This window comes from Cohnella sp. OV330, from assembly GCF_900112065.1.
Taxonomy (GTDB): domain Bacteria; phylum Bacillota; class Bacilli; order Paenibacillales; family Paenibacillaceae; genus Cohnella.
Map to the genome: position 1 here is coordinate 248,482 of NZ_FOKE01000009.1, position 16,006 is coordinate 264,487.

Sequence of the window (16,006 nt, forward strand, 5' to 3'; positions counted from 1 at the left end):
GCTCGCTTGAACGCATATATCGGCTTCGCTTGCACGACTATTTTTCATTATGTTCATTTTAAAAATATCGCCGAATCATTTAAAGAGCGAGCGATATTCATCATCGCCACGCCGCGGCATACCAATCAGCGCTACGAGAAACTGGCGGACCATTTTGAAAAAAATGAAGTCGTCTATTGCGATGCCGCCGATATCATCTCGGGGCGCATCCGGTTGGCGGGCATCGTCGTTCCCTATTTCATGCCTTTGTTTAATTTTATCGATCCTGCCATATTGCGAATTCGCGTATTGTACGGCTACGCCAAGGACGCGTGGAATTATGCGGAATGGAATCGGGGCTTCGACCTGATCCTTGCTTACGGGCCCTACTCTCAAAGACGGCTAGAGACCTATGCGCCTACGCTGTCCGTGGGCCATCCAAGATTGAAGACAAAGAATCGCGACGAGAGCGTGCATGACATTCAAGGCAGAAGCCTGCGAGCGTGGAAGAACGGCATTCCCGAGCGTGCCACGGTACTCTACTGCCCGACGTGGGGGGACCTCACGTCATACGACTGGTTCAAGACAGCTTTGCAGCAATTGCTCGGAAAATACAATGTCATGATCAAGCTGCATCATGGCATCTCGCTTAGTAAAGACTTCTCCGCCGATGACGTCGACAGGGAGCGCGTTTTCATCTGCGATGAATCGGTCGATCTGTTCGATCTCTTTCCGGTCAGCGATCTGGTGATCAGCGACTATAGCGGCGCGATCTTCGACGCGATGTTGACTGAGAAGCGAATGGTGCTTATCAATTCGATCGATGAACAAGTGACGGACACCGGCGTACTCAACATAAGGAAAATGAGCAATATCGCTTCGCTGCCCGAGGGCTCGGCAGCCGTCAGCCTGGATATCCGCATGCGCGGTGTACTGGCGAGCGCCAACTCTCCCTCGGAATTGACGGGAAAGGTTGGAGACGTTCTGGCAGGTCCGGCACCGGATTACAAGGAAATCAACGCCGATCTATATTCGCACCAAGATGAGCATGCGGCAGAACGGATCAAACAGGCCATTGACAAAATCGTAGGAACAAAGCCTGCTAGAGACGAACGTCCGGCGTCATCCTACATCGCATTCGATATGGAGCGACTGCGGAGATTTGTAAACGAAGATCCTTCGGGCGCTTATGTGGTCTGGGGAGCGGGCGATTACGGACAATTAATCGCATCTTGGCTTGTTCATAACGGTTATGATGTCAAAGCGATTCTCGACAAGGAGTCTTCCAAGATCGGCAAGGATTTCATGGGACGTTGCATTCGCTCTCCTTTCGACTATGAGTTTGCGTACGATGATCGCTTAATCGTTTCGTTCTCCGTCGAATCGATCGGCCGGATCGCCGAGCCGGGGAGTCGCATAGCTTCGGGAGAGATTCCTTATGTCATCCCCTTTTAATCGTTATAAGGAGCGTGTGTACGCTTGAAAATTATCATATTGGCGGCAGGGATCGGGTCTCGTCTAGGCAAACCGCATCCCAAAGCATTGACCTTGTTGTCTAACGGCAGAAGCATTATGCAAAATCAAATTAAAGGACTGCTTCGTTACGTAGATATCGACGATATCTATATCGTGGTCGGCTTTAAAAAAGAGTTGATCATGGAGGCGTTCCCCGAGCTTACGTTCGTTTATAACGATTACTTCGACACGACCAATACGTCGAAGAGTCTCTTGAAAGCTTTAAAAAAGAATCGAAACGACGACGTGATCTGGATCAACGGCGATGTGGTGTTCGACCATGCGGTTATCGACCGGTTGATAAAGACGCCAGGCTCCTGCATGGCCGTAAACAATGAAAAGGTAGGAGAAGAAGAAGTCAAATACACGCTCGCCGAAAACGGTACGATATTGGAAGTGTCCAAGCAGGTTGAGCGACCGCGCGGAGAAGCTGTCGGCCTGAACAAGCTGATTGCGGCTGACATTCCTGTCATGCTGGAAATGCTGGAGCAATGCCGGGATAACGATTACTTTGAAAAAGCGATTGAGACGGGAATTCCGCTTGGACTTAACATGTACCCGGTCGATATTTCCGATCTCATATGTACGGAGATCGATTTTGAGGAAGACCTTCAGCGGGTTAACGCGCAGCTTAAGGAGTGAGCCGATTGATCAAGGCCGTTAGGCGCAAGTACGTCAACTTCCGAAGCAAATATATCGTCCAACAGCGGAGGCCTTACGAGTATGCGATCAATCGGTACTACGCGCATCTAATCGATCCGTTTTTTACGAAGCTTGTTTATGATTTGCGATTCACGCCCAATCTGGTGACCATCCTCAACGGGCTCGTCGGGGTCGCTGTAGGCGTGTCTTTTTTATTTCAGCATTGGCTCTTAGGCGGTATTTTGCTGCAGCTGCATCATTATCTGGATGGGGCGGACGGCAATCTGGCCCGCTTGACGAACCGATGTACGCCGCTCGGCGCTGAGCTTGATCGATGGAGCGATCAGATCGTTCGGTATGTTCTGTTCGTCAGCTTGGCCGTCAGCGTTGATCTACCTTTGTGGGCGCGAATTGCCTTGCCCGTCACGATGGTATTTGACGTATGGATCGTTCACTATTACGTTCTGCCTTTTGCGAGAAAGCATCCGTTGGTTCGGGCGAAGTGGAAACAATGGTTTTTGGATCGGGGCATTATACCGGGGGTTGATATTTTTAGCATATTTTTTATTATTACGATCTGCACGTTCGGCGGCTGGATGGCGCAAGCGGTATATATTATTCTGGTTCTTAAAAATTGGGACTGGACGTACCGGGTTTGGGAGTGTTTGAAGACAGCCCGGGCGGAGAGCGTCCGTTTAAAAGGGAAACGGATTATATGAAAAAGATTATATTAGTCGGGATCGTACAGTATTTTGAACGATACATTAAAATGCTGGATCCTGCAAAGACAGAAGTCGTTGGTGCGATGATTTGGAATATTGAGTCCTCTAATTTGTTTCAGGGCAGTCGAATTCACTCTTACGAAGAACTTCTTAGCTGGGAGTTCGACTATATTATCGTGACGAATGAGTCGGCTAGCCAGGCTTTTGACCAAATGGTTTCGTTAGGTATCTCTCAAGAGCGGATTATTAACGGGGTAAGCTATTATAAAAGTTTTTATTTTTTGAATCAAATTTTAAGTGACCGTCCAATTGGACTCTTCATAACAGGGCTTTCGTATGCTTTTGGATTACGCGAGCATCTTATACAAGCAAATGCCCTTAACTTAGCTTTCGCGGGACAAGACTTGCAATTAGACTACCTGCTCGCAAGGGCATTGATTGAAAAGCGCCAAGGGAAATTACCCAAATATGCAATAGTCGGATTATCCTATAATAGCTTTGATTACGATTTCTGGATGACAGGGGAGGTCGATGATCAAAATATTGTAAAACGTCGTTTATTATCTTGGCCTGGGCTAGTTGGGAGATTTTATTATAGCAACAAGCATACAAACACCATTGATGAGAGATTCATTCGCCATCCCGTTAAACTAGTTTCACAATTGCTCAAACAATCGGATTTGTTTATCTCTCCGCTTCTGAACCCAATTTGGGGATTCGATGCTAATATGGAGCTTTATAGAGCTACAGATAGCAAGAAGAAAATACAAAGCGATCAAGTTACGAAAATGGCTATAAAAGTTTCTAATAAACATTATCCCAATTCCGTACAACATAATGTTGAAGTATTAAAAGCATATTTGACCCTGCTAGCCGACAATGGAATTAAACCGATTTTGGTAGTCCATCCGCAACGTCCCGTATTTGTAGACCACTATTCTTTGGATGCCATTAACCGTTTTCGAAATATTGTAAGCAAAATGCAAACGGAATTTAAATTTCAAATCATTGATTGCTTTGCTTCGAACATGATGAACGAAGAAGACTTCCATGATATTGATCACTTGAATAAAGATGCCGAAGAACGTTTTTCTAATTATATTTTAAGCGCGATCGAATGGGATTAATTGCTTGGCGATTTGATCCATAGATCTGCTTCACTTTGCGTTTTCAAGAGCCGATAATGATTTTAGAATTAATCCCTCCCAATTGAAAGAAGGGCCACTATCTTTGAAAAAAATAATTGTCATTGGAAACGGTGGCCATGCCAGGGTAGTCGTAGATACCCTGCTGCAATTAAATAGAGATATCATCGGATTTACGGATATTCAAGACGGTCCCAATATTTTTAATCTGTGCTACTTAGGAGACGACCAGAGGATCCTGGATTATAGCCCTGACGAGGTCGAGTTGGCTAACGGCATAGGTAGCGCTCGCGGTCTTAATAAACGCAGACAAATTTTTGATTCTTTCACGTCAAAGGGATATAAATTCACTCAAGTGATACATCCGACTGCGGTGATAGGAGCGCATGTTCGGATGGGGGACGGCGTTCAGATTCTAGCCAATGCTACTGTCCAAACTTTCGGAAAGATCGGAAATAACAGTCTGTTAAACACATCAGCTATAGTTGAACACGATTGTAAAATTGGTGATCATTGTCATTTAGCGCCAAGAAGCGTTGTTTGCGGAAATGTCCAAATAGGAGATACAACTTTTATTGGAGCTGGGGCTATCATTCTACCTGACTTATCGTTAGGAAACGATGTAATTATCGGTGCAGGTTCCGTGGTAACTAAAGATATCATAGCCGGCAGTAAAGGCTATGGCGTACCATTTAGGAGCGTGGATCTTAAGCAGAATAGGAGCATATAAATGAATTTCAATAAGACGGTCAAGATCGGGCCCAAATCAATCGATTCTCGATCTTCGGTATTTATAATTGCTGAGGCAGGCGTGAATCATGGAGGAGACTTGTCGAAGGCATTTCAATTAATAGACGCTGCAGTAGAATCCGGAGCGGATGCAGTTAAATTTCAAGCATTTAAAACGGAGGAGCTTATTTTAAGTAACGTATCAAAAGCTCCCTATCAAAAACAAACGACGGACGCTGCTGAATCCCAATTTGATATGCTCAAAAAAATTGAATTAACTAAAGATCAGAATCAACTATTGTTAGAATACTGTCGTAAAAAACAAATCATTTTTTTAACGACTCCCTTTGACGAAGTTAGTCTTGATCTCTTGGATGATTTAAACTTGGATGCTTATAAGGTAGCGTCTACCGATATTAATAATTTGCCGTTTCTGCGAAAAATAGCTTCCAAAGGCAAGCCGGTTATACTTTCGACAGGAATGAGTTATATGAGCGAAATAGAACTTGCTCTGCAGACGATTTATCCAATAAACAAGGATGTTATTCTTCTTCAGTGCAGCGCGAATTATCCCTTGGCGGACGAGGAAGCTAATCTGAACGTCATCCATACGTATCGGAGCCGTTTGGATATTTTGGTGGGTTACTCCGATCATACGCAAGGTATCGGAGCGGCGCCTTATTCGGTACCAATGGGAGTTGTGCTAGTCGAGAAGCATTTGACATTGGATCGGGATTTGGAAGGGCCGGATCATAAGGCTTCGATAGATCCAGAGCAATTTCGAGAGATGGTTAGAGAAATCAGGAAGGTAGAGACGTATTTGGGGAGTTTCACCAAGTATCCGACATTATCCGAATTAGGCACAAGAACAAGCCTGCAGAAATACCTGGTAGCTTCAAAAATAATAAAAAAAGGCGATCCATTCAATGAATCTAACGTTATCGCCAAACGAACCGGGGGCAAAGGAATACCAGCCCTTTACTTCGACCATTTGGTAGGGAAGCCGGCGCCTAAAAACTTTAGTGAAAATGAGCTTATCGAATTGATCGAAAAAGAAGGAGGAGAATAGCGTGAATGTTTATGTTTCCACTTCTGCGATCAAGGAACCTTTTGATTTGGAACGCGTTTTGAATATATATGGGGACCTAGGTTTCAAAAATATTGAATTAGGCTCTTCACATACGTTTAGACAAGATGTAAGGGAAGTGATCACGTCCCTCCAAAACAAATATGGGTTTCATTACGTTGTGCATAACTATTTTCCTCCGCATGAAACAGCTTTTGCTTTAAATTTGTCTTCACTAAACGAATCAATACGCCGAAAATCCATTGAGCATGCGAAGGCAGCTATCGATTTATCTTTCGCCATTCAAAGCCCCATCTATTCGATTCATCCCGGAATGATTAGCGATCCCAAAGAAATTGCCTTTTTCACGGGTTTTACTTTCGAAGAGGCAAATAATAGTGAAACGACCTATCAAAAGTGTTTTGACAAGTTGGTGGCTTCTTGCAAAGAGTTAAATGAATATGCAAAACAGCGCGGTGTAAAATTCGCCATCGAAAATTCCGGGGGCCATCCTGCTAAATATATTTATTTAATGATGACAAGACATCATGAGTTCGAGCGACTCATGAAGGAAATTGACGATCCCAATTTTGGGATTTTATTTGATATCGGACATTATCATCTTTCAACGACCCTTTATGAAACGGAAAGAATGGAAGACTTCATTCTCTCGTTTAGAAACAGGATATTTCAAGTACATATTCATAGCAACGATGGTAGCGACGATCAACATTTACCGCCCACGACAAAGGAATGCGAGTTGCTGTCTATTTTCAATCCCAAATCGATTTTTGTGCTGGAAGCAATGAAGAATAGTCCTGATCAAATAGCCAATCTAGTAAAGCTTCTGCAACAAACAACCATGGAGGTTGATGAGTGAAAGATGAAGCTAAATCATATGATTTGCAATGAGCATAACTCTCTGTTGGAAGCTCTAAGGTCGATAAACGAAAACATGAAATCCACCGTTTTTATCGTTGATGATGCTTCGAAGTTAGTCGGCGTAATCACGGATGGAGATATACGAAGAGCACTGCTTGCAGGAAAAGGCCTTGAAACTACTTTGGGGGAAATCATTGGCGGGGGTTTTGTGTATGGACATATCGCAGACTCCATTGATACCTTAAAGGGAAAAATCAACGAAAAGATTAAAATCATTCCATTAGTCGACGAAAAACACCAGGTTGTTGATTTTTTTGAATACCATGCACACCTTCATGTTCCCGTTTCTTTTCCATACTTAAAGGGCAACGAATTAAAATATTTAACGGATGCATTTCTATCGACCTGGATTTCAAGTAGCGGAAAATACATTGATCTCTTCGAGAGTGCTTTTGCCGAGTTTGTAAATTCCAGTTACGCAGTTTCGGTATCGAATGGTACCGTTGCTATTCAATTGGCTTTGAAGGCGCTTGGAATAGGGGAAGGCGATGAAGTAATTGTTCCTGATCTAACTTTTGCCGCCACAATTAATGCTGTATTGCATGTTAATGCAACGCCTGTGATTGTAGATATTGAACCTGATAGTTGGTGCATCGATCCCAAACAGATTTCCCAAGCCATAACCAAGAGAACAAAAGCGATTATTCCCGTCCATCTATACGGCCAGGTTTGCGATATGGATGCAATCATGCAAATTGCCGAGCAGAATCAATTGTTTGTAATTGAAGACTGTGCGGAGTCGCATGGCGCTTTGTATAAAGGCAGAAAAACTGGATCTATCGGGGATATAGGTTGTTTTTCGTTTTTTGCTAATAAAATCGTAACTACCGGTGAAGGCGGAATGTGTGTCACTTCAAACGAGAAGCTTCAAACAAGATTAAGACTGCTTCGAGATCACGGTATGAGCAAAAATAAAAAGTATTGGCACGAAGAAGTTGGTTTCAACTTTAGAATGACCAATTTACAGGCCTCACTTGGCTACGCGCAAATGGAGAAAGTTAATCAAATGCTTGTTGAACGAAAGCAGATTGAAGATATGTATAAGCACTATTTAAAGGAAAATCACGCGATCTCTTTCCAAAGTGACCTTCCTGACCGCGATAGAGTCGTATGGTTAGTTAGCATTCTTGTACCGGCAGCGGTTAGAGAACAGCTATTGCTGAGATTGAGAAATAGTGGATTTGACAACCGTGCATTCTTTTACCCTTTGTCGGCTATGAATATTTATAAGTCTTATACTCATTCAAATGCGCAAAGTCGTCTGATATCGGAGCAAGGCTTAAACCTCCCAACATATATAGGCATATCCGAAGAGCATGTTGTTAAAATAACGAATCAAATTAATATGGCAGTGGGGAAGATCAAATGATCGGCGATAAAAAAGTACTGGCCGTAATTCCGGCAAGGGGCGGTTCAAAAGGAGTTCCGCGTAAAAACATCCGTTTGTTAAACCAGAAGCCACTTATTTCGTGGACAATCGACGAAGCCCACAGATCAGCGTTCATTGATAGATTGATTGTGTCGACGGATGACACTGAAATAGCTGTCGTCGCAAGTCAACATGGCGCAGAGGTGCCTTTCTTTAGACCCGCGGAAATTGCGGCAGATCATACAACTCATGTCGAGCCGATTCTGCATGCACTTTCTCTTATGCATGGCTATGATTATGTAGTTATGCTTCAACCTACTTCGCCGCTTCGTCAATCTGTAGATATAGATGGATGCATATCACTTTCTGCCTCAAATGACGGAGCGGCTTGCGTGACGGTCGTCGAGACGGACAAGACGCCTTACTGGATGTATACTATGAAACCTGATCAGCGCCTAGATCCTATCCTTACTGGTCATGCGATCACTAGACGTCAGGATGCTCCACAGACATATAATTTAAACGGAGCGGTTTATGTATGTTCAGTAGAACGATTCATTAGAGAAAAGGCATTTTTAACAAGCGATACGCTTGGCTATGTTATGCCTAAAGATCGTTCGTACGATATTGATTCTTTGTTTGACTTTAAACTTGTAGAGTGGATCATGGAGCAACAACTTTAGGACGGAGGTTGTAATGTGTCCCGTTACCAAACAGTGATACAGTTCTACAATGATATTGAAAAGAATTTCAACGTTGAGAACTGGCAACTAAACGGGGTGGATGTATGGCCTCTGATTCGGATTTTTTCAGGATTTCCCTTAACGATTCAGGTGCCGGAAGCTTCCCATGTGCAGGCATTTAGCGATTCAAATGATTTTCCTGTTCTTTCTGACCTGTTAAGCAATCGCGATTCACATATTGATGCTTTTTTTTTATTTGATTCAATTGGAAGATCGCGGCTGAATAACGTTTGGTACCATCGATTGATAGAACCTTGGATTGAAAGCCTCGAAAAAATAGGGATTCGGGCAGTAAGTCTTGAATATAACCAGTTTAATGTTCACCAACAACCGGTAAAATCGGAAACGTATTCGTTGACCCGTTTTTTCAAGTCCGTCTCTGAACAGCCAATTGACGAAGTGGATGTCTCTTTTGATACGAGGTTGCTTGAATCAATTGGCAGGGAATACGAAAAAAAATTTCCCGAATCCTCTTTTTTTCCTGATCTCCCGAAATTGATGAAGTGGGTTTCCGAAATCAAAAGAAACAGCGAAATGATGAAGGCCCTGCTATCAAAATACAAAGCAAAGATTGTATTTATGGTCAATTCGGCCAATTTGTCGAGTATGGCCTGGGCGCTTGCTGCGCGGGAACTGAACATTCCGTCCGTAGAGATACAACATGGTGTTCTGGGCGAGATTATTTATAAACAATGGAGTAACGTCCCCCAAAAAGGATTTAATACGATGCCATTTTATTATTGGTGTTGGAGCGAGGAAGAAGCCGAAAGTGTTAATCTATGGGCGGTCGAGACCGGCATCGCAAAGGGAATTGCAGGCGGAAACCTATGGAATGAACTTTGGAAGAACGATGAGAGTGAAATCGTAAAATCTTACGATAAACAACTTACTCATATGAACGACTCCCGTTATCATATATTGCTCACGCTGCAACCTTTATACGGTCTCGATGATTGGACGGACAATCTGCCGGATTGGGTTTTAAGTGCGATCGCCAAATCCCCGGATGCCTGGTTGTGGCATGTAAGGTATCATCCCCAAATGCTAGGCAGATTTCACCAGGAAGCAACGGAAATGAATAAGAAATTAGAGCCGTTGATTAAAGCCAATAAAATAGAAGTCGAAAAAGCGACAGCCGAGCCATTAATGGCTTTGCTGAAAAAGACCGATATTCATATAACAGCCTTTTCTTCATCCGTAGTCGAGGCAGCGGAATTTGGCGTCCCATCCATCGTGCTTCATCCAAATGCGAATCGGTTTTTCGCTGAGCAATTTAAAACAGGTTTGGTCTTTAAAGCCGAAACTACAAACGAGCTGTTGGATGCTGTCTTAAGGATAAAAAAACAAAAAAATCTCGCTAAAACTATTCCGCGTATTAACGAGAGACAAGATTCACAAACCATATTAAATAAATTAATCTACCCTGAAGAAGCAACCGTTTTAAAAAATCATTTATGCCATGAACGTCAATACCACGATATAAAAGGTTCCCTGGCTAAGGTCTTATATATCGATGGTTATTACGAATTATTAACTGAGAAATATAAACATAGTAACGATGTAAATGAGGTCTTTTGGTCGGGGATTGCCTATAATGCTTTAGGGAATGATAGGTTATCTTTTAAGTTACTTGACCAGCTAACAACGCTAGGGGCGGTTGACTCTAATTTATCGATAATGGAATTTAATCAAGTTGTGAAGCTTTATGTATATTTTAACCATCATAATTATATTAGCCAGCGTGATAGAGTCGGGGTATGTATAATGCGCTATTTAGAACGAAATAGAGGCGCGATCGGTTGGTATATTAAGATTCTCTTTGATCATGAACAATACAAGCCCATTATAAGATGGTTTTCCGATGATCCGCATCCCGACTGCTGTTATTATGTCGGTCGCGCCTTTATAAGGGAAGAACGGTATATGGAAGCGCGCGGTCCGTTGTTGTCGTACTTGCGGGAAGTAGAGAATAGTAATGATCCTTGGTTATTAGGACGGAAAGACGTTTATAAAGCATCCGCTTTGTTTTATCTAGGCGAATTATATTTACGAACAGAAGAAAAACGGAGAGCGGCAGAATGTTTTGCGGAATGTAAAAGGATCTCCCAAAAACCGCATCGAAAAGCCGAGGAATATTTAATGATGCTAGAAGAGGAAAAAAGAGACTAGATTGAAACGATAAGGGAGTTGTTTTCATTTGAATTCGATTCGTTTTGCTCTCGTCGGCTGCGGCCGGATTGTCAAAAAACATATCGAAGCCATATTGCAGACGGAAAACGCGGAGTTGGCCGCGGTTTGCGACTGCGATTTGGATCAGGCCCGTAAAGTCGGAGAGTCCTTTCAAATCCCGTATTACGACGACTATCATAAAATGCTCGAGCAGGAACAAATCGACGTCGTTAATATTCTAACGCCGAGCGGATTGCATGCACGGATCGCGATCGACATTGCGGCTAACTATCGCAAGCACATTGTCGTTGAGAAGCCAATGGCTTTGACGCTGCAGGATGCCGACGACATGATTCGCGTATGCGAGGAGAACGGCGTCAAGCTGTTCGTCGTCAAGCAGAACCGCTACAACCTTCCTGTATTGCAAGTTCGTAAAGCGCTGGAACAAGGGCGATTTGGCAAACTGGTCATGGGAACGGTTCGGGTGAGGTGGGCCCGTACGCAGGCTTATTACGATCAAGCCGCATGGCGCGGCACCTGGGCGTTGGACGGCGGGGTGCTGGCCAATCAAGCCTCCCACCATGTTGACTTGCTCGTCTGGATGCTTGGCGAGGTGGAGGAAGTGTACGCGCAGACCAGCAGAGCCTTGGCCGATATTGAGACGGAGGATACCGCTGCGGTCGTCTTGCGATTCGCGAACGGCGCGTTGGGCATTATTGAAGCGACCACTGCAGCGCGCCCGATCGATTTGGAAGGTTCGCTCTCGATTCTTGGGGAGCGCGGAGCAGTCGAAGTTGGAGGCTTCGCCGTCAACGAGATGAAGACGTGGAACTTTGCGGATCAGGCCGAAGAAATCGCCGATGCGAAGGAGTTCCCTCCAAATGTATACGGCTTCGGACACGCACGTTTTCTAGCGGATGTCGTAAGCGCGGTAAACGGATATTCCGGCCAGGCGGTCGAAGGACGCGAGGGACGGTATTCGCTGGAGGTTATTCAAGCGATCTACGAGTCCGCGGAGACTAAGCTGCCAGTGAGGCTTAAGGGCAATCGCTACCTGAATAGCCCTCTCGGGAAAAACCAAAGAGCTAGCGAAGGGATGCTCCCATGAGGAAAGGATTCTGGGATGCGTTTTGGAAAGATCGTACGGACGCCGAGCATCGTTTTCGAACAGAGGCTTTTTACGAAAAAGAGGCTAAAGAGAAACTATATCACATGCAGGGCGCTAAAAACGCGCTTCTGGACTTTGGCTGCGGAACCGCCGATCTGACGGTTTATTACGCGAAAGCCTACTCCCATGTGGTGGCAGCCGACTTTTCAAGCGGCATGCTTCAAAAAGCGAAAGAGCGGATCGATCTCAAGAAATTGTCTAATATTGAATTACTCGAAGCTAATGATACTACGGTTTGGAACGCTCTGAATGGGAAGCGCTTTGACGTGATTACGCTCGGACAAGTCGTTCAATATTTGACAGAAGAGCAGTTGGACGAATTCGTTAAAAAGGCACGGAACCACTTGGAAGATAATGGGGCTGTTGCTTTTTTCGATATTATCGATCCGAGAATTCATTTGTTATGGGAGTTAAAGCTTTTTACCAATCGCCCAATCCCCCCCATTCAAGTCGTATATCGATATATGAAGCTTCTCATGAAGCGAGTGACACGAAAAGTGAAAGGTCTTCCGTTAAACCAAAAAGGATTTTCGCACATGCCTCATGTCTTCCAACGAATTGCAGATAAGTACGGCTATCGTTGCGAAGTCGTTTCTTCAATGTACTATGAATATCGATATCACGCCTTATTGGAGCCGATACTTAAATGACATCCAACCAAGAAAAGTATCGGTTGATCTGCCGGAATGAAACATCGATTCCCATATTTTCTAGAGATTGGTGGCTAGATAGCGTTGCGGAGAATCAATGGGATGTAGCTTTAGCGGAACGAAACGGGATGATCGTCGCGGCTCTCCCATACGTTAAAAAAGAAAATAAAATTATTATGCCCAAACATACCCAAACAATGGGGATTTGGGCTGCCTACCCGCCAAAGCAAAAAAATAGTACTCGACTTGGATATGAAAAGGATATTTTCAATGAACTAATTGATCAACTCCCCACAGTCGATCATTTTTTTCAGCGATTTCATTATTCCGTAACGAACTGGCTGCCGTTTTACTGGCGAGGCTACCAACAGACGACAAGATATACTTATGTTCTTGATCAACTTGAGGATTTGAACCGCGTTTTCAATGAATTTCGAAGTAATATAAAGACGGATATACGCAAAGCCGTACGTTCGGTCGATATTAAAATAGAGGATGACATCGAGAAATTTTATACGGTTAATCAGAAAACGTTCGAACGGCAAAATGTCCCCATGGGTTATACATTGGATTATGTAAAGAAGATCGATCGCGCCTGTCGCGAGCGAAATTGCCGCAAAATGTGGTTCGCTTATGATCAGGATAACCGAATACACGCTGCCATTTATGTGATTTGGGACGAAAATAGCGCCTACTACATTATGGGCGGAGGAGATCCGGAACTCCGCAACAGCGGCGCAACCTCCCTTTTGTTGTGGGAAGCGATTAAGCATTCGGCGACCGTCACAGCCAAATTTGACTTTGAAGGCAGTATGCTTGAGCCGGTAGAGCGCTTTTTCCGCGCTTTCGGGGCCAAGCAAACGCCTTACTTCCTCATAACCAAAGGAGAAGCGAATTGAATGATCCCGCTGGTGAACCTAGAAAAACAATTCGAGAACATTAAATCGGAAGTGTTTGCTAAGATCGAGGAGGTATGCTTGTCCCGCCATTTTATCGATGGCAAGTATCTGGCCAAATTCGAGCGTGAGTTTAAGGAAATTCATGGTCATGATATTTACGGTTGCGGGGCCAGCAGCGGGACAACGGCTCTCTTTCTGGCTTTAAAGGCGCTGAATGTAGGGCCGGGAGATGAAGTCATCACGACGCCGCACACCTTTATCGCGACTGCAGAAGCGATCTGCCATGTGGGTGCAAAGCCGGTTTTCGTGGATATTCATCCCGACACCTATACGATCGACGAGACTAAAATTGAAGCTGCCATTACGCGCCGCACGAAGGCAATTATCCCGGTTCATATTTACGGGAATGTCTGCAATATGAAAGCGATCATGGACATTGCCGAACGCCGCGGACTTTACGTAATCGAAGATTGTGCGCAATCCCACTTGGCAACATTCGACGGACAGTTGGTCGGTACCTTTGGCGATGCCGCGGCATTCAGTTTTTTTCCGGGAAAAAACCTGGGCGCTTTCGGCGATGCGGGTTTTGTGCTGACCAGACATAAGCACTTAGAAGCGATCATGCGTAAATTGTCCAATCATGGGCGAACGGAAAAATACAAGCATGATATCATTGGATACAACTTTAGAATGGACGATATTCAAGCTGCGATTCTGTCCATTAAATTAAACTACTTGCAAGAATGGACGAACAAGAGACAAGAGAAAACCGCGATCTATAATCATGCTTTTGCCAAAGAGGGCTTTCAGATCATGAAAGTACCGGAAGAAGTCGTGCCTGTTTATCATCTCTATGTCGTTCAGGTTAGTAATCGTAACGGCACGCTCGATCACTTGCGATCTAAAGGTATTCTGGCTTCTATACATTATCCGATTCCGCTTCATCTCCAGCCGGCATTCCAAGATTTGGGCTATCAGCAAGGGGATCTCCCTGTCGTCGAGCGGATCGCCGAACGGGTATTAAGTTTGCCGCTTTGCAGCGAGATTACGCAAGAGCAGTTGGAGTATGTTCGAGATGAGTTTTTGAAGGTGGCGAAGATTTGAGTGAGTAAGCTTCGTATATTAAAAGTAACTGCCTTCTATAGGGAATATATTCGTCAAAGCTATCGCGATGGGATCGTATCGTCCATTTCCCCTTATCAGACTCAGTTCGAGGCGCTTTTCGGATCGGCTTTGCTTCCGTTGCACACGATTTCACGTTATTTGAACGCGTTCCCCGATCTTGAGGTCATCGACGTGATCGCTAACGCCGATTCGCTTCAGGCTAAGTGGGCGGAGGAGCACCAAGTAGCGGTGGCCTCCAACAAAAATGTTGTATGGCACCAAATTCGTCACTATCGGCCGGATATCGTCTTCATTCACGATTGGATGGAGTGGAATAGCCTCTTTATCCAGGAACTGCGTTCGTCCTTTCCTTTTATTCAAAAAATAATTTGCTACCATGGCGGTCCCCTTGAAGACAAGCGAGGAACGGACTTCCAGGCGTTCGACTACGTTATCACAGCTTCAGAAGCGTTGCGGAGCAAATATACTGCGTTTGGGGTTCAGAGCCATGCCGTTCTGCATTCCTTCGATCCCCGTGTCCTGGACTTGCTCCGCGATTATCGGTCACAAGTGACGGATACGTTCAGGAGGGATGCGTCCCAATACGATATCGTGTATTGCGGATCGTTGTTCGCCGGCGACAGTTTGCATAATGAGCGACTAAAGGTCATTACTTCGCTGGTCAGGCACGGCGTTTCTATGAAAGTGTTCGGGTTAATGAACGCAGAAGCAAAAAACGCATTGCTGGATCCCCAGTCCGATCTGTACTGCCCGACATTGATGGAATTGGTCGAACCTCCTGTATTCGGCTTGGATATGTTCGCGATTTTATCCGCTTCTCGGACGGTATTCAACTGTCATATCGACGTCGCCGAGTCAAGCGCGGGAAATATGAGAATGTTCGAGGCGACCGGCGTAGGCGCTTGCTTATTTACGGACTGGAAGTCGAATTTGCCAGATCTCTTCGATCCGGACAGCGATCTCATTTGTTATCGTAATGACGAGGACGCCGTAATGAAGAGCGAACGCATTCGTTCGAGGGCTTACGACTTCGAGAAGATTGCCAAAAGCGGACAAGCAAGGACGTTAGCCGAGCACAAACTTAGCGACCGGGCCTCGCAATTGAGGGATATTATTCTTCAATCCGTCTGATGCAGAAGGGAT

15 protein-coding genes are annotated in these 16,006 nt (G+C 44.7%); all 15 read left to right on the forward strand.

Annotated features, from left to right (window positions below):
• Nucleotides 1-6 precede the first annotated feature (6 nt).
• The 15 genes from BM235_RS21305 (at nt 7) to BM235_RS21375 (ending at nt 15,994) form a co-directional block, all read left to right on the forward strand.
• Nucleotides 7-1,434, forward strand: coding sequence for a CDP-glycerol glycerophosphotransferase family protein (locus BM235_RS21305; protein WP_090116254.1), 1,428 nt, complete (start codon nt 7-9; stop codon nt 1,432-1,434).
• 39 nt (nt 1,435-1,473) lie between these two features.
• Nucleotides 1,474-2,136 (forward strand): phosphocholine cytidylyltransferase family protein, encoded by a 663-nt coding sequence (locus BM235_RS21310; RefSeq protein WP_255374502.1) that lies wholly within the window; start codon nt 1,474-1,476, stop codon nt 2,134-2,136.
• Nucleotides 2,137-2,141: 5 nt separating this feature from the next.
• Nucleotides 2,142-2,855 carry a CDP-alcohol phosphatidyltransferase family protein gene (locus tag BM235_RS21315; RefSeq protein ID WP_255374503.1) on the forward strand — a complete coding sequence of 238 codons (714 nt, stop codon included), beginning with the start codon at nt 2,142-2,144 and terminating at the stop codon, nt 2,853-2,855.
• Nucleotides 2,852-3,985 (forward strand): hypothetical protein, encoded by a 1,134-nt coding sequence (locus tag BM235_RS21320; RefSeq protein WP_090116256.1) that lies wholly within the window; start codon nt 2,852-2,854, stop codon nt 3,983-3,985. Before BM235_RS21315 ends, BM235_RS21320 begins: the two co-directional genes overlap by 4 nt.
• A 103-nt stretch (nt 3,986-4,088) precedes the next feature.
• Nucleotides 4,089-4,733, forward strand: a complete 645-nt coding sequence (locus BM235_RS21325; protein ID WP_158543766.1) for an acetyltransferase — start codon at nt 4,089-4,091, stop codon at nt 4,731-4,733.
• The gene (locus BM235_RS21330) at nt 4,734-5,801 is read left to right on the forward strand and encodes an N-acetylneuraminate synthase family protein (RefSeq protein ID WP_090116258.1); all 1,068 of its coding nucleotides are present in this window, start codon (nt 4,734-4,736) and stop codon (nt 5,799-5,801) included.
• A 1-nt stretch (nt 5,802) separates the two neighbouring features.
• Nucleotides 5,803-6,678 carry a sugar phosphate isomerase/epimerase family protein gene (locus BM235_RS21335; protein WP_090116259.1) on the forward strand — a complete coding sequence of 292 codons (876 nt, stop codon included), beginning with the start codon at nt 5,803-5,805 and terminating at the stop codon, nt 6,676-6,678.
• Between the two features lie 3 nt (nt 6,679-6,681).
• Nucleotides 6,682-8,109 (forward strand): aminotransferase class I/II-fold pyridoxal phosphate-dependent enzyme, encoded by a 1,428-nt coding sequence (locus BM235_RS21340; protein WP_090116260.1) that lies wholly within the window; start codon nt 6,682-6,684, stop codon nt 8,107-8,109.
• Entirely contained in the window at nt 8,106-8,792 is a 687-nt protein-coding gene (locus tag BM235_RS21345; RefSeq protein WP_090116261.1) for an acylneuraminate cytidylyltransferase family protein, read from the forward strand. Before BM235_RS21340 ends, BM235_RS21345 begins: the two co-directional genes overlap by 4 nt.
• A 15-nt stretch (nt 8,793-8,807) precedes the next feature.
• Complete coding sequence (locus BM235_RS21350; RefSeq protein WP_090116262.1) at nt 8,808-11,021, forward strand: glycosyltransferase; 2,214 nt, start codon at nt 8,808-8,810, stop codon at nt 11,019-11,021.
• A 28-nt stretch (nt 11,022-11,049) separates the two neighbouring features.
• Nucleotides 11,050-12,129, forward strand: coding sequence for a Gfo/Idh/MocA family protein (locus BM235_RS21355; RefSeq protein WP_255374504.1), 1,080 nt, complete (start codon nt 11,050-11,052; stop codon nt 12,127-12,129).
• Nucleotides 12,126-12,839, forward strand: a complete 714-nt coding sequence (locus BM235_RS21360) for a class I SAM-dependent methyltransferase (RefSeq protein ID WP_090116263.1) — start codon at nt 12,126-12,128, stop codon at nt 12,837-12,839. Before BM235_RS21355 ends, BM235_RS21360 begins: the two co-directional genes overlap by 4 nt.
• Nucleotides 12,836-13,738, forward strand: coding sequence for a GNAT family N-acetyltransferase (locus tag BM235_RS21365; protein ID WP_090116264.1), 903 nt, complete (start codon nt 12,836-12,838; stop codon nt 13,736-13,738). Before BM235_RS21360 ends, BM235_RS21365 begins: the two co-directional genes overlap by 4 nt.
• Entirely contained in the window at nt 13,739-14,842 is a 1,104-nt protein-coding gene (locus BM235_RS21370; protein ID WP_090116265.1) for a DegT/DnrJ/EryC1/StrS family aminotransferase, read from the forward strand.
• Nucleotides 14,843-15,994 (forward strand): glycosyltransferase family protein, encoded by a 1,152-nt coding sequence (locus tag BM235_RS21375; RefSeq protein ID WP_090116266.1) that lies wholly within the window; start codon nt 14,843-14,845, stop codon nt 15,992-15,994.
• Nucleotides 15,995-16,006: the final 12 nt, after the last annotated feature.

Bases quoted from the DNA above. Each gene is read 5' to 3' on its own strand.
- BM235_RS21345 (WP_090116261.1), top strand. From the start codon at position 8,106: ATGATCGGCGATAAAAAAGTACTGGCCGTAATTCCGGCAAGGGGCGGT.
- BM235_RS21320 (WP_090116256.1), top strand. From the start codon at position 2,852: ATGAAAAAGATTATATTAGTCGGGATCGTACAGTATTTTGAACGATAC.
- BM235_RS21365 (WP_090116264.1), top strand. From the start codon at position 12,836: ATGACATCCAACCAAGAAAAGTATCGGTTGATCTGCCGGAATGAAACA.
- BM235_RS21340 (WP_090116260.1), top strand. From the start codon at position 6,682: ATGAAGCTAAATCATATGATTTGCAATGAGCATAACTCTCTGTTGGAA.
- BM235_RS21370 (WP_090116265.1), top strand. From the start codon at position 13,739: ATGATCCCGCTGGTGAACCTAGAAAAACAATTCGAGAACATTAAATCG.
- BM235_RS21360 (WP_090116263.1), top strand. From the start codon at position 12,126: ATGAGGAAAGGATTCTGGGATGCGTTTTGGAAAGATCGTACGGACGCC.
- BM235_RS21330 (WP_090116258.1), top strand. From the start codon at position 4,734: ATGAATTTCAATAAGACGGTCAAGATCGGGCCCAAATCAATCGATTCT.